The organism is Ensifer sp. VA4, from assembly GCF_055710065.1.
Genome location: NZ_JBVQPO010000015.1, coordinates 74153 through 87339, shown reverse-complemented (window position 1 = coordinate 87339; position 13187 = coordinate 74153). Strand labels below are relative to the sequence as shown.

At 61.0% G+C, this 13187-nt stretch carries 15 protein-coding genes; 11 read left to right on the top strand and 4 right to left on the bottom strand.

Translation table 11 applies throughout. From position 1 onward, the window contains the following. The first annotated feature begins 158 nt into the window (after positions 1–158). The 8 genes from AC0C6X_RS25160 (at position 159) to AC0C6X_RS25125 (ending at position 7107) form a co-directional block, all read left to right on the top strand. Entirely contained in the window at positions 159–965 is an 807-nt protein-coding gene (locus tag AC0C6X_RS25160; protein ID WP_472955839.1) for an alpha/beta fold hydrolase, read from the top strand. A 95-nt stretch (positions 966–1060) separates the two neighbouring features. Next, on the top strand, positions 1061–1888 hold the full coding sequence (gene cysE, locus AC0C6X_RS25155; RefSeq protein WP_173516375.1) for a serine O-acetyltransferase: 828 nt from the start codon (positions 1061–1063) through the stop codon (positions 1886–1888). A gap of 100 nt (positions 1889–1988) precedes the next feature. Next, a complete protein-coding gene (locus tag AC0C6X_RS25150) occupies positions 1989–2192 on the top strand; it encodes a DUF3126 family protein (protein ID WP_034796738.1) in 204 nt (67 codons plus the stop codon). Between the two features lie 278 nt (positions 2193–2470). After that, positions 2471–2827 carry a phasin family protein gene (locus AC0C6X_RS25145; RefSeq protein ID WP_173516376.1) on the top strand — a complete coding sequence of 119 codons (357 nt, stop codon included), beginning with the start codon at positions 2471–2473 and terminating at the stop codon, positions 2825–2827. Positions 2828–3065: 238 nt separating this feature from the next. Beyond that, the gene (clpS, locus tag AC0C6X_RS25140; RefSeq protein WP_173516377.1) at positions 3066–3419 is read left to right on the top strand and encodes an ATP-dependent Clp protease adapter ClpS; all 354 of its coding nucleotides are present in this window, start codon (positions 3066–3068) and stop codon (positions 3417–3419) included. A 9-nt stretch (positions 3420–3428) separates the two neighbouring features. Continuing rightward, on the top strand, positions 3429–5945 hold the full coding sequence (clpA, locus tag AC0C6X_RS25135; RefSeq protein WP_173516378.1) for an ATP-dependent Clp protease ATP-binding subunit ClpA: 2517 nt from the start codon (positions 3429–3431) through the stop codon (positions 5943–5945). Positions 5946–6028: 83 nt separating this feature from the next. Next, on the top strand, positions 6029–6766 hold the full coding sequence (locus AC0C6X_RS25130; RefSeq protein WP_173516379.1) for an AzlC family ABC transporter permease: 738 nt from the start codon (positions 6029–6031) through the stop codon (positions 6764–6766). Then, a complete protein-coding gene (locus AC0C6X_RS25125) occupies positions 6763–7107 on the top strand; it encodes an AzlD domain-containing protein (protein WP_472955834.1) in 345 nt (114 codons plus the stop codon). Before AC0C6X_RS25130 ends, AC0C6X_RS25125 begins: the two co-directional genes overlap by 4 nt. A 101-nt stretch (positions 7108–7208) precedes the next feature. Here the strand turns inward: AC0C6X_RS25125 and AC0C6X_RS25120 are convergent, their stop codons facing one another. The 4 genes from AC0C6X_RS25120 to AC0C6X_RS25105 are packed head-to-tail and all read right to left on the bottom strand — an operon-like array spanning position 7209 to position 10071. After that, positions 7209–7625, bottom strand: a complete 417-nt coding sequence (locus AC0C6X_RS25120) for an HIT family protein (protein ID WP_173516381.1) — start codon at positions 7623–7625, stop codon at positions 7209–7211. Positions 7626–7671: 46 nt separating this feature from the next. Beyond that, complete coding sequence (locus AC0C6X_RS25115) at positions 7672–8859, bottom strand: GNAT family N-acetyltransferase (protein ID WP_472955829.1); 1188 nt, start codon at positions 8857–8859, stop codon at positions 7672–7674. 4 nt (positions 8860–8863) lie between these two features. Continuing rightward, entirely contained in the window at positions 8864–9589 is a 726-nt protein-coding gene (locus tag AC0C6X_RS25110; protein WP_173516383.1) for a glycerophosphodiester phosphodiesterase, read from the bottom strand. Between the two features lie 14 nt (positions 9590–9603). Next, complete coding sequence (locus tag AC0C6X_RS25105) at positions 9604–10071, bottom strand: RidA family protein (RefSeq protein WP_472955827.1); 468 nt, start codon at positions 10069–10071, stop codon at positions 9604–9606. A 145-nt stretch (positions 10072–10216) separates the two neighbouring features. On the opposite strand from AC0C6X_RS25105, the gene AC0C6X_RS25100 reads away from it, so the two are divergent. The 3 genes from AC0C6X_RS25100 (at position 10217) to tsf (ending at position 13172) form a co-directional block, all read left to right on the top strand. After that, positions 10217–11044, top strand: coding sequence for a cell envelope integrity EipB family protein (locus tag AC0C6X_RS25100; protein ID WP_173516385.1), 828 nt, complete (start codon positions 10217–10219; stop codon positions 11042–11044). A gap of 184 nt (positions 11045–11228) precedes the next feature. After that, complete coding sequence (gene rpsB / locus AC0C6X_RS25095; protein WP_173516386.1) at positions 11229–11996, top strand: 30S ribosomal protein S2; 768 nt, start codon at positions 11229–11231, stop codon at positions 11994–11996. Positions 11997–12248: 252 nt separating this feature from the next. Next, positions 12249–13172: a translation elongation factor Ts gene (gene tsf / locus AC0C6X_RS25090; RefSeq protein WP_173516387.1), complete on the top strand. Its 924-nt coding sequence runs from the start codon at positions 12249–12251 to the stop codon at positions 13170–13172. The last annotated feature ends 15 nt before the right edge of the window (positions 13173–13187 follow it).

Sequence of the window (13187 nt, the reverse complement as noted above, 5' to 3'; positions counted from 1 at the left end):
GATGAATGCAAGTCTGAAAGTTGCCGGCACCATAGTGAGCTTTGCTGCAAAAGTGTAGCGGCAAACACGCCGCAGCTGTGGTTTTTACCGGGGCGGGGTTTCACTCGCCAGGGCGACGAACTAGGTTGCGCCGGATCGATACCCCTAGGATGATAAAGATGGATCTCAATCCGCCGCCGTTTTCCCGCTTTACCCACGAGGGCCTGGAGATCGCCTTCTTCGACGAAGGTGATCCAGCCGGCGCACCCATTCTGCTCATTCACGGGTTTGCCTCGAGCGCCAACGTCAACTGGGTGTTCCCGGGCTGGCTGAAGACGCTGGGCGATGCCGGTTACCGGGTAATTGCGCTCGACAATCGAGGGCACGGCGTCAGCAGCAAACCCTATGATCCAGCACTCTATCATCCACAGCAGATGGCGGGCGACGCCGTAGCGCTTCTGGGGCATCTCGGCATCGCCGAAGCGCATGTGATGGGCTACTCAATGGGCGCGCGCATCTCCGCATTCCTGGCGCTCGCACATCCCCACCGGGTGCGCTCGCTGATCTTCGGCGGCCTCGGCATCGGCATGGTGACAGGGGTAGGGGATTGGGACCCGATCGCCGATGCCCTGGTGGCGCCCTCTCTGGAGGTCGTGACCCATGCGCGCGGCCGCATGTTCCGCGCCTTTGCCGACCAGACCAAAAGCGACAGGCAGGCGCTTGCGGCCTGTATCTCGACATCCCGTGATCTGCTGACGGCCGAGGACATGGGGCGCATCGACATGCCCACCCTGATCGGTGTCGGGACGAAGGACGACATTGCCGGCTCGCCGCAGGAACTGGCGGCACTGATGCCCAATGCGCGTGCGCTTGATATTCCGGGCCGGGACCATATGCTCGCGGTTGGTGATCGGGTATTCAAGAAGGCCGTGCTCGAGTTCCTCGCGGAAGTGGGCGGAGAGCACCGTACGCTTGCTCGCTCCTGAGGCGCTCGACCGAGAGTGGAACTGGGGCCGGGCCATTTAAGTCATGTCGGATTTCCCCTATAGTGACTGTAGGACGGACAGGAAGGAGAGCGACGATGGTCGCCAAGACCGAACTTCGCCAGACGGAAGCGTTGAAGGTGATGGACCCGATCTGGAACAGCCTGCGTGAGGAAGCCCGCGTGGCAGCCGAGCAGGACCCGATGCTTGCGGCCTTCCTCTATTCGACGGTGGTCAATCAGCACTCGCTCGAAGAAAGTGTGATCTATCGCATTTGCGAGAGGTTGGATCATCCCGACCTCCAGGCGAACCTTTTGCGACAGACCTTCTCGGAGATGCTTGAGGATTGGCCGGAATGGGGCGCCATCCTGCGCGTCGATATCCAGGCGGTCTATGACCGCGATCCCGCCTGCACCCGCTTCATCGAGCCGGTGCTCTATTTCAAGGGCTTCCACGCCATCCAGACGCACCGCCTTGCCCATTGGCTCTTGAAGCGCGGCCGCAAGGATTTCGCCTTCTATCTGCAGAGCCGTTCGTCGAGCGTCTTCCAGACGGACATCAACCCGGCCGCCCGTATTGGCCGCGGTATCTTCCTTGACCACGCCACCGGTCTCGTCGTCGGCGAGACGGCCGTGATCGGCGACAATGTCTCTATCCTGCACGGCGTGACACTCGGCGGCACGGGCAAGGAAGGCAGCGATCGCCATCCCAAGATCGCCGATGGAGTCCTGATCGGCGCCGGCGCCAAGATTCTCGGCAATATCCATATCGGCCACTGCTCGCGCATCGCCGCTGGCTCCGTCGTGTTGAAACCGGTACCGCCGAAAACGACGGTCGCAGGCGTGCCGGCGAAGGTGGTGGGCGAGGCCGGTTGCTCCGAGCCGTCGCGTCAGATGGACCAGATCCTGAGCAGCTTCGATATCTGAACACACGGGAACCGGTGCGTAAGCCTCTTTCGAGGGGTTTACACCCGGCGATGCAGCGTGCGAGAAGCGCCGCACAGATAAACGGCTACGGAGACGTGTTTTGAAGCCCGAAGAAATCCGCAAGCTTGAAGCTTATTTCAAGCGCACCTTCAACCAGCAGATGGTCGTCAAGGCTCGCCCGAAGAAGGACGAGTCCGCTGAGGTCTATCTCGGTGACGAGTTCCTCGGTGTCGTTTTCCGCGATGAGGAAGATGGCGAGCTTTCCTACAACTTCTCCATGGCGATCCTCGACATCGACCTCTAAGTCCTGACGACGGACGACAAAGTAGCGAGCCCCGAAAATCCCCGCGATTTTTGGGGCTTATTGTTTCTGATGAAGCCTTGATGTCGTTTTGGGCAATTGCTCGCGGCATTCATCTTCCGTCTTCGGCAAAAATCGAAGGAAATTTTACGCTCGACGGCATTTCTTCATCAAGTTGTTGCATCCGTTGTATTTTATTGCGTTGCACACTCGTCTTGACTTTTTGTGCAGTGCACATAAACTGAAGCCTCCAGATCAGGCCGTCACTAAGGAGACACCCGATGTTCAACTTCGATGATGCAAACAAGAAGAGCAAAGAAGCCATTGATGTGGCTGTAAAGAGCTATTCCGCCTGGACCAAGGGTCTCCAGGCTATCGCGACCGAAGCTGCCGACTATTCCAAGAAGTCCTTCGAAGAAGGCGTTGCGCACGTCGAGAAGCTGTCGGCCACCAAGAGTGTCGAAGCTGCTTTCGAACTGCAGACCAACTACATCAAGTCGAGCTACGAAGGCTTCGTCGCCGAGGCTACGAAGATCGGCGAAATGTACGCCGATCTCGCCAAGGATGCTTACAAGCCCTACGAAGCGCCGGTTGCCAAGGCAACGGCAGCAGTCAAGGCCGCCGCTGCCGCCGCCTGATCGCTGAGCACACAAGTTTATCGAGGGCCGGTCGCAGCAATTGCGACCGGCCCTTTTGTTTTCTCGCTTTTTGCTGTGAGCGGCCCGAAGAAAGTTGATCAATCTTGCGCGCGCTCGTGCGATTATGATTGCAGTGCGTTGGTTCGGTCTTAAAATCTGGAAACGAACCATTAGATAAAGGGCAAGCACGCTGCGGCCGTGTTCAATGGGGTCGCTGCTGTACAAGGAACTGACAAGAATGATCGCCATGCCGGTCCGGATGCAGCAAGGTAGCGATGACGAGGGAAACGGCAACAACCGCAGCACGTCCGTCATCACGCGTACCAAGCCGAAGACCAAAAAGCCGAGTTTGTATCGTGTTCTGCTTTTGAATGACGATTACACGCCGATGGAGTTTGTCATCCACATTCTGGAGCGCTTCTTTCAGAAGGACCCGGAAGAGGCGACCCGTATCATGCTCCACGTCCACAATCACGGCGTCGGAGAGTGCGGCGTCTTCACCTATGAGGTCGCCGAAACCAAGGTGACGCAGGTGATGGATTTTGCCAGGCAGCATCAGCATCCGTTGCAATGCGTCATGGAAAAGAAATGAGGAACTAACGTGCCAACATTTTCGCCCAGCCTCGAAAAGGCGCTGCACCAGGCACTGACTTTTGCCAACGAGCGCCATCATGAATACGCCACGCTCGAGCATCTGCTTTTGGCATTGATCGATGATGCCGACGCGGCAGCCGTGATGGGCGCCTGCAACGTCAATCTCGAGACGCTGCGCAAAACCGTGACGGATTATGTCGACAACGAGCTCTCCAATCTCGTGACCGGCTACGATGAGGACTCCAAGCCGACGGCGGGCTTTCAGCGTGTCATCCAGCGCGCGGTGATCCACGTCCAGTCGTCCGGCCGCGAGGAAGTGACCGGCGCCAACGTGCTGGTTGCCATCTTCGCCGAGCGCGAGAGCCATGCTGCCTATTTCCTGCAGGAGCAGGAGATGACGCGTTACGACGCCGTCAACTTCATTTCGCACGGTATCGGCAAGCGCCCGGGCAGTTCCGAGTCGCGGCCGGTACGCGGCGCCGACGATCACGAATCCGAGCAGAAGCCTTCGCGCGACACCGAGGAAAACGGTCCCAAGAAGCAGCAGGACGCTCTGACCGCTTACTGCGTCAACCTCAATGAAAAGGCGAAGTCCGGCAAGATCGACCCGTTGATCGGGCGTCACTCTGAGGTGAACCGCACCATCCAGGTGCTGTGCCGCCGTTCCAAGAACAATCCGCTCTATGTGGGCGACCCCGGCGTCGGCAAGACGGCGATTGCCGAGGGCCTTGCCAAGCGGATCGTCGAAAAGAAGGTACCGGAGGCGCTGCAGGACGCGACGATCTTCTCGCTGGACATGGGCACCTTGCTCGCCGGCACGCGCTACCGCGGCGATTTCGAGGAGCGCCTGAAGCAAGTCGTCAAGGAACTGGAGGATTATCCCGGTGCCGTGCTCTTCATCGACGAGATCCACACGGTCATCGGTGCCGGCGCCACGTCCGGTGGCGCGATGGATGCGTCCAACCTGCTGAAGCCGGCGCTGTCCAACGGTGCGATCCGCTGCATCGGCTCGACGACCTACAAGGAATACCGTCAGTTCTTCGAGAAGGACCGGGCGCTCGTCCGCCGCTTCCAGAAGATCGACGTGAACGAGCCGACGATTGCCGATGCGATCGAGATCATGAAGGGGCTGAAGCCGTACTTCGAGGAATATCACCACCTGAAATACTCGAACGAGGCGATCAAGGCGGCCGTCGAGCTCTCGGCCCGTTACATCAATGACCGCAAGCTGCCCGACAAGGCGATCGACGTGATCGACGAGTCCGGCGCGGCGCAGATGCTGCTGCCCGCCGGCAAGCGCCGTAAGCTGATCACCGAGAAGGAGATCGAGGCGACGATCGCGACGATGGCGCGCATTCCGCCGAAAACCGTCTCCAAGGACGACGAGGCAGTGCTTGCCAATCTCGAGAAGGAACTGCGCTCGGTCGTCTATGGCCAGGATCTGGCGATCGAAGCACTCGCTTCGTCGATCAAGTTGGCGCGCGCTGGCCTGCGGGAACCGAACAAGCCGATCGGCTGCTACGTCTTCTCCGGCCCCACCGGCGTCGGCAAGACGGAAGTCGCCAAGCAGCTTGCGACGTCGCTCGGCGTCGAGCTTCTGCGCTTCGACATGTCGGAATACATGGAGCGGCACACGGTTTCGCGCCTGCTCGGTGCACCTCCCGGCTATGTCGGCTTCGACCAGGGCGGCCTGTTGACCGATGGCGTCGACCAGCATCCGCATTGCGTGCTGCTGCTCGACGAGATCGAGAAGGCGCATCCGGATCTGTTCAACATCCTGTTGCAGGTCATGGATCACGGCTCGCTGACCGATCACAACGGCAAGAAGATCGATTTCCGCAACGTCATCCTGATCATGACGACCAATGCCGGCGCATCAGAAATGGCCCGGGCCGCCATCGGCTTCGGTTCTTCCAAGCGCACGGGTGAGGACGAAGAGGCGCTGAACCGCCTATTCACGCCGGAATTCCGCAACCGTCTGGACGCGGTGATCCCGTTCGCTTCGCTGCCGACCCCGGTTATCCACCAGGTGGTGCAGAAGTTCGTCATGCAGCTGGAGACCCAGCTTGCCGAGCGCAACGTCACCTTCGACCTCGCGCCCGAGGCGATCGCCTGGCTTGCCGAGAAGGGCTACGACGAGAAGATGGGTGCCCGGCCCCTGGCGCGTGTCATCCAGGAAAACGTCAAGAAGCCGCTCGCCGATGAAATCCTCTTCGGCAAGCTGAAGAAGGGCGGCGTCGTCAAGGTGACGATCGGCACCAAGGCCGATGGCACCAAGGGCTTGCTGCTGGATGCCGTTCCCGAAACCACGCCAATCAAGCCGAAGGCGGAGGTTTCCCGCCCGGCGATGAAGACCACAAAGCCGAAGAAGGCCGAAGATAAGGAAGAAGTGGGCGCCGAGTCTGCGCCGAAGTCCAAGCCGAAGAAGGCTGCCGCCAAGGCGTCGTCGGGTAGAGAGGCTGGGGCCAGCGACGTGGCTCCGAGAAAGGGCCGCACGGTGCCGAAGGTGCCTCGCAAGAAATAGGCGCTTGCAAGAGATGTTCGACGGTGCCGGATGCAAACCATCCGGCACCGTTTTTCTGAGTCAAAGACAATCCGGAAGTGCCGATGAACAGGGAAGAAGACGAGCAATCTTCGCTCGCCTGGTTCGGGAAGGGTATGCGCGGCATCTTCAGCCTGCCGGCCTTCATCCTGATGCTGTCCTTCGTCGGCTTCTGCTCGCTGACGGCGCAGGCTGGAATTCCGGTGCAGCAGGTCGTCTTCATGACCGGCATCGTCTGGGCGCTTCCGGCCAAGGTAATCCTTGTCGGCTCGATGATGAGCGGCGCAAATCTTGCGGCCGCGTTCCTGGCGGTATCGCTGTCGTCCGTTCGTCTGATGCCCATGGTTGCGGCGCTCGTTCCGGAATTGCGCACGTCGCGAACGCCCACATGGCTGCTCCTCTTCTTGTCGCACTTCATCGCGATCACCGCCTGGGTGTTCGCAATGGAGAAGGTGCCGAAGGTGCCGCGCGGGCGGCGTGCCGCCTTCTTTGCCGGCTTCGGCATCACGCTTGTCGCGACAAACATGTTGCTGGTCGCCGTCGTCTACCACTTCGTCGCGGACTTCCCGCCGATCGTTGCCGGCTGTCTCTTCTTCCTGACACCCGTCTATTTCCTCGCATCGATATGGCATTCCGCGCGCCATCCCGTCGTCTACGTCGCGCTCCTGTTCGGCCTCGCCGGCGGGCCGCTGTTCTACTGGCTGTTTCCGGAATTCGATATCCTGATTGCCGGCCTCGTTGGCGGCACGCTCGCCTGGTTGGTCGAGCGCCTTTGGCGCCAACGCAAGGAGGTGGGCGCATGACGTGGCAGGACGGTTGGTGGCCCTATGCCTTCATCGCGATCGCCGGCTGGCTGGCAACCGACGTCTGGCGCTGGCTGGGCGTGGTTGCCGGCAACAAGCTGCGCGATGATTCCGAAGCGTTGAATTGGGTGAGGGCGGTCGCGACCGCTCTCGTCGCCGCGGTCATCGCCAAGCTCGTCCTCTATCCGACGGGAGTGCTCGAGCAATCCCCACTCTGGCTGCGCACGGGGTCCGTTGCGCTTGGGGCCGTGGCTTTCTTTCTCTTCGACCGAAAGCCGGCGATCGGGATAGCGACCGCGATCGCAGGGCTCGCGTCAGGGCTCTGGTTGCTCGGTTTCTGAGCGGTTGTCTTCGCCGAAGACCGGTGACGTGAAAAAGCCATCCGCCGAGCAGGGAAGCCGTCTCGGCGGAACAACAACTCAGGCAGAGATTGAAGGCGCGATCAGAGCGCCTGCCGAACCTTTTCGGCATTGGCCGCCAGCACGGCGCCGTCTTCCATGGTACCTGAATGCGGCTTCAGCGGCACGCCCGCGCGCCGCGGAATGACATGGAAGTGCAGGTGGAAGACCGATTGGCCGGCCGGTGCCTCGTTGAACTGCATGACCGTGACGCCATCCGCCTCGAAGGCCTCTTTCGCTGCGATCGCCAGTTTCTGCACGGTCGCAATCAGCGTTGGCAGCGTCGCCGGATCGGCATCGAGCAGGTTGCGCGAGGGAGCCTTCGGAACGACGAGCAAGTGGCCTTCGGCCTGCGGCATCACATCCATGAACGCGATCGTCGCATCGTCCTCGTAGACGCGGTGCGAAGGAATTTCGCCGCGCAGGATCTTGGCGAAGATGTTGTTGTCGTCGTATCTCATTGTCGTTCCTCGTGAATTGGCGCAGGCCGGCCCTCGCCGAAGCGGTCTAGTCGTCTTGCCGCTCACCTTTGCGGAAAGGTCCGTGTTCTGCAAGAATCTCGCCCGTTTCCTCCACATCCCTGCGCTCGCGGTCAAGATAGTCGGCGACCGCGCGGGCGAGCCCCGGATGGGTGATGAAATGCGCCGAATGGGTGGTGACGGGCATATAGCCCCGCGCGAGCTTGTGTTCGCCCTGGGCACCGGCCTCGACCCGCTTCAAGCCCTTGGCGATCGCGAAGTCGATCGCCTGGTGGTAGCAGACTTCGAAATGCAGGAACGGATGGTCCTCAATGCAGCCCCAGTGACGGCCGTAAAGCGCGTCGCCGCCGATGAAGTTGATCGCGCCGGCAATGTAGCGGCCGTTGCGACGCGCCATCACCAGCAGGATATCGTCGGCCATGCGCTCGCCGATCAGCGAATAGAAGGCGCGTGTCAGGTAGGGACGACCCCACTTGCGGCCGCCGGTGTCCATGTAGAAGGCGAAGAACTGGTCCCAGATCGCTTCCGTCAGATCGCGGCCTGTCAACCAGTCGATCGAGATGCCGTTCTCGAGTGCAGCCCTGCGTTCCTTCTTGAGCGCCTTGCGCTTGCGCGAGGCAAGGGTCTCCAGGAAATCGGCGTGCGATCCGTAACCCTCGTTTGAGAAATGGAACTGCTGGTCGGTGCGGTGCAGGAAGCCGGCACGCTCGAGGGCTGGCATCTCGGCTTCCGGCACGAAGGTGACATGCGCCGACGAGACGTCGTGCCTGCGCGCAAGCTCCTTCAAGCCCGCGGCAAGCGCATCCTGTACCGCTCGACCATTCTCCCCCGGTGCCGTAAGCAGTCTCGGTCCGGTGACCGGTGTGAAGGGGATGGAGCTTTGCAGCTTCGGATAGTAGCGCCCGCCGGCCCGCTCAAAAGCGTCGGCCCAGCCATGGTCAAAGACATATTCGCCCTGGCTGTGGCTCTTCAGATAGCAGACGAGGCCGCCCCGCAGATGGCCGTCCGATCCTTCGAGAAGCAGATGCTGTCCGAGCCAACCGGTCTTGGCGGTAGCCGATCCGGATTCCTCAAGAGCGGAGAGATAGGCATGCGAGAGGAAGGGATTGTAGACGCCGTCGGGATGCTCCTTCGCCGCACCGGAAAGCACGTTCCAACGTGCTGCCGGCACATCGGCAAAGGATTGGGCTATACGGATGGTGACGGCGTCTGACATCAGTTCAGGAAACCAGGGCCTCCCGCGGGTCGAAACCCTCGAAGGTCATTTGGTCCGCGTGGGCGTAGGTGTAAGCCTCGGCCTGCCGGTCGCGTACGGTCCAGGTGATGATCGTCTTGCCGAGTGTCCGCTCCTTGGTGATGAACGGGTTCGGCAGGTGGCCGTAGTGGTAGGAGATGAAGTCGAGCCCCAACTGCATCGCTTCCTCGTGCACGAAGAAGGTTTCGGGATTGGCGCCTTCTGCGGTCAGGCCGAGCGGGTAGGGTGCGTCGAGCGCCTTCAGATCCTTGAGCAGCCAGTGATCGAAGCTCATCAGGGCGACATGTCCCTTATAGCCTTCGAGGGTCTCCAGAACGGCGGCGGCAAAGCCTTCGTCGTCGCCCTTGCGGCCCTTGAGTTCGATGACGAGTGGCACCTTGCCGTCGACCAGCCGCAGCATCTGCGTCAAGGTCGGCACCTTGTCTTTCGTCCCGCCGATCGCCATCAGGCCGAGCTCGCCGGCGGTGCGTGAGCGAACATCGCCCTTGATACCGCAGAGGCGCTGCGTGTCGTCGTCATGGAAGACGACCGGGATGCTGTCGGCGGTGTATTGCAGGTCGCACTCGATCGCGAAACCCGCCTCGACGGCGCGGGAGAATGCCGAGAGTGTATTCTCCCACACTTGCCTGTTCATGTCGTGATAGCCGCGATGGGCGATCGGTTGGGCCTTCAGCCAGGAAATATCAGCCATGCCGGGCACCCCGATCAGGCGATCTCGATGACCGCGTCGATTTCGACGGCGGCATTGAAGGGAAGCGAGGCCATGCCGACGGCGGCGCGGGCGTGTTTGCCTGCTTCGCCGAGCACGCCGGCCAGCAGATTGGAGGCGCCGTTGATGACCAGATGCTGCTCGGTGAATTCCGGCGTCGAGGCGACGAAGCCGTTGATCTTTACGAGACCACGGATGCGTCCGAGGTCGCCGCCGAGCGCGGATTTTGCCTGTGCGAGGATATTGATCGAGCAGAGTTCGGCGGCGCGCTGTGCGCGGGCGACGTCGACATCCTTGCCGACAATGCCCGTCACGGCCACCTTGCCGTCCTCCATCGGAAGCTGCCCGGAGATGTACAGCATGGAGCCGCTGATCACGTACGGCACATAGTTCGCGACCGGGGTCGCAGCCTGGGGAAGGGTGACGCCGAGGTCCTTGAGGCGCGTTTCGATCTCTGCGGACATGGAAAGCTCCATTGTTGTCTTTTGTGTTAAAATCCTGCATTCAGGCCGGATCGCGGCGGGGGCCCGGCTTTTCCTGCAATCACCGCCTCGCTTCTGCCGAACGCTTGTTTATAGCATTGCCGGCGAGTCCAACAGGAGGAAACGGATGTTTCATAAAGGCTTCGGTCTCGTCACACTGGGCAGCGTTTGTTTCGCCGTCATGACGGCGTCGGGCGCGACGGCGGCGAGTGCGAACATCCTCGTGCCGCATCGCGCCGTCTATGATCTCGAACTCAAGGATGCGTCGGATCGTTCGGGCATTGCCGGAATGTATGGTCGCATGGTCTATGAATTCAATGGCTCCGCCTGCGAGGGCTATACGGTCAGCTTCCGCTTCGTGACCCAGGTCGACACCGGCGAGGAAGTGCGTCTCACCGACCAACAGACGACCACCTATGAAGACCTGAAGAGCGGCAACTTCCGCTTCCTGACACGTTCCTTCACGGACGAGAAACTGGATAAGGAAGTGCGCGGCACGGCGCACGAGGAAAAGGCCGGCGTCAAGGTCGAGCTGACCGCGCCCGACAAGCGTGAGGTGGAACTCGCGGCCAGCCGGTTCCCTACCGCCCACATGATGGAAGTGATCTCGCGGGCAAAGAAGGGGGAAAGCCTGTTCGAGGCGCGCATCTTCGACGGTTCCGACTCGGGCGACAAGACGCTGATCACCTCGACCTTCGTCGGCAAATCGCGCAAGCCCACCGCCGACGAGCCGGATGCGGGCAAAGCCGGCAAGTTCGGTAGCGAAAGCTATTGGCCGGTGACGATCTCCTATTTCAACGACGACAAGAGCGGCGATGCCCTGCCGATCTACCGCATGTCATTCAAGCTCTATGAAAACGGGATCACCCGCGACCTGACGATGGACTACGGCGATTTTGTCCTCAGCGGAAAGCTCGCTGACCTCGAAGTCTTCAATTCCGAGGACTGCAAATAGGCGATCCCGCCAAAAAGCGGCTTTCGCGTCTTGATTTCTCGGGCGGTTGAGGTTAAGGGGCTGCCCATTCCACACGTGAAGCATGGGATGTTCCGGGAGAAATCCGGATCGTTCCGCCGGTGGGCCGGTCGAAAGACCATGCTCGACGCTTCGCGGAGGTTCAACCGGAAAAGGAGAAAAAGGCATGGCATTGCCTGATTTTACCATGCGTCAGCTTCTGGAAGCTGGCGTTCACTTCGGCCACCAGACGCACCGCTGGAACCCGAAGATGAAGCCGTACATTTTCGGCGATCGTAACAACGTTCACATCATCGACCTCGCTCAGACCGTACCGATGCTGTCGCGCGCCCTGCAGGTCGTCAGCGACACCGTTGCCAACGGCGGCCGCGTTCTGTTCGTCGGCACCAAGCGCCAGGCTTCGGAAATCATCGCTGACGCTGCCAAGCGTTCGGCCCAGTACTACGTCAACGCTCGCTGGCTCGGCGGCATGATGACCAACTGGAAGACGATTTCGAACTCGATCCAGCGCCTGCGCAAGCTCGACGAAATCCTCGCTTCGGAAGCTTCGGGCTTCACCAAGAAGGAACGCCTGAACCTCGAGCGCGAGCGCGAAAAGCTGAACCGCGCACTCGGCGGTATCCGCGACATGGGCGGCACCCCGGACCTGATGTTCATCATCGACACCAACAAGGAATCGATCGCGATCGACGAAGCCAAGCGCCTCGGCATCCCGGTCGTAGCCGTCATCGACTCGAACTGCGATCCGGACCAGATCGACTATCCGATCCCGGGCAACGACGACGCTTCGCGCGCCATCGCTCTCTACTGCGACCTCATTGCTCGCGCTGCCATCGACGGCATCGCACGCCAGCAGGGCGCAGCAGGCCGTGACCTCGGCGCCTCTGCCGAAGTTCCGGTCGAGCCGGCACTCGACGAGGCCACCGACGCCTGATCGGGCTCTGGCGGCAGATAACCCTGTCGCCCCCAATGAAATGTCGGGACGAGGCCGTTTGTGATGAAAGTCTGAACGGCCTTGTTCTTTTCAGCCGGGGATGGCGCCGATCCGTTCGGATCGTTGGATCCGAGCAACATCAGCGTGATGCATTCATCACGGTGTCACATTGAAAAGCCATTCCCTGCCAAACCTCCTGGCATCGCGCCATGCGCGGGTACGCCCCGCCAAACAGACAAAGAGGCAAAAAAGATGACTGTGACTGCAGCAATGGTGAAGGAACTGCGCGAAAAGAGCGGCGCAGGCATGATGGATTGCAAGAAGGCACTTGCTGAAACCAACGGCGACATGGAAGCAGCGATCGACTGGCTGCGCGCCAAGGGTATCGCGAAGGCCGACAAGAAGTCGGGTCGTACGGCTGCCGAAGGCCTCGTCGGCATCGTCAGCGGCGGCACCAAGGCCGTCGTCGTCGAAATCAACTCCGAAACCGACTTCGTTGCCCGTAACGAAGCCTTCCAGGAACTCGTTCGCGGCGTCGCCAACGTAGCGCTCGGCACCGACGGCACGGTTGAAGCCATTGCAGCCGCAAACTATCCGGCGACCGGCAAGTCGGTCGACGAATCGATCAAGGACGCGATTGCCACGATCGGCGAGAACATGACGCTGCGTCGCGCGGCTCTGCTCAAGGTCGAAGACGGCGTTGTCGCAACCTACATCCACAACGCTGCCGGCGACGGCATCGGCAAGCTCGGCGTTCTCGTCGCGCTGAAGTCGGTCGGCGACAAGGAAGTGCTGTACTCGGTCGGCCGCCAGATTGCCATGCACATCGCTGCGACCAACCCGCTGGCGATCCGCGCCGAAGAAGTCGACGCTGCTGTCGCCGAGCGCGAGCGCAACGTCTTCATCGAACAGTCGCGCGCTTCGGGCAAGCCGGACAACATCATCGAAAAGATGGTCGAAGGCCGCATGCGCAAGTTCTTCGAAGAAGTCGCCCTGCTGTCGCAGGCCTTCGTCATGAACCCGGAAATCACCGTCGGTCAGGCCGTCAAGGACGCTGAAAAGCTTGCTGGCGCACCGATCGAAGTGACCGGCATGGCTCGCCTGCTGCTCGGCGAAGGCGTCGAGAAGGAAGAGTCCGACTTCGCTGCAGAAGTCGCGGCCGTCGCCAAGGGCTGATTTCTTCACCCATAT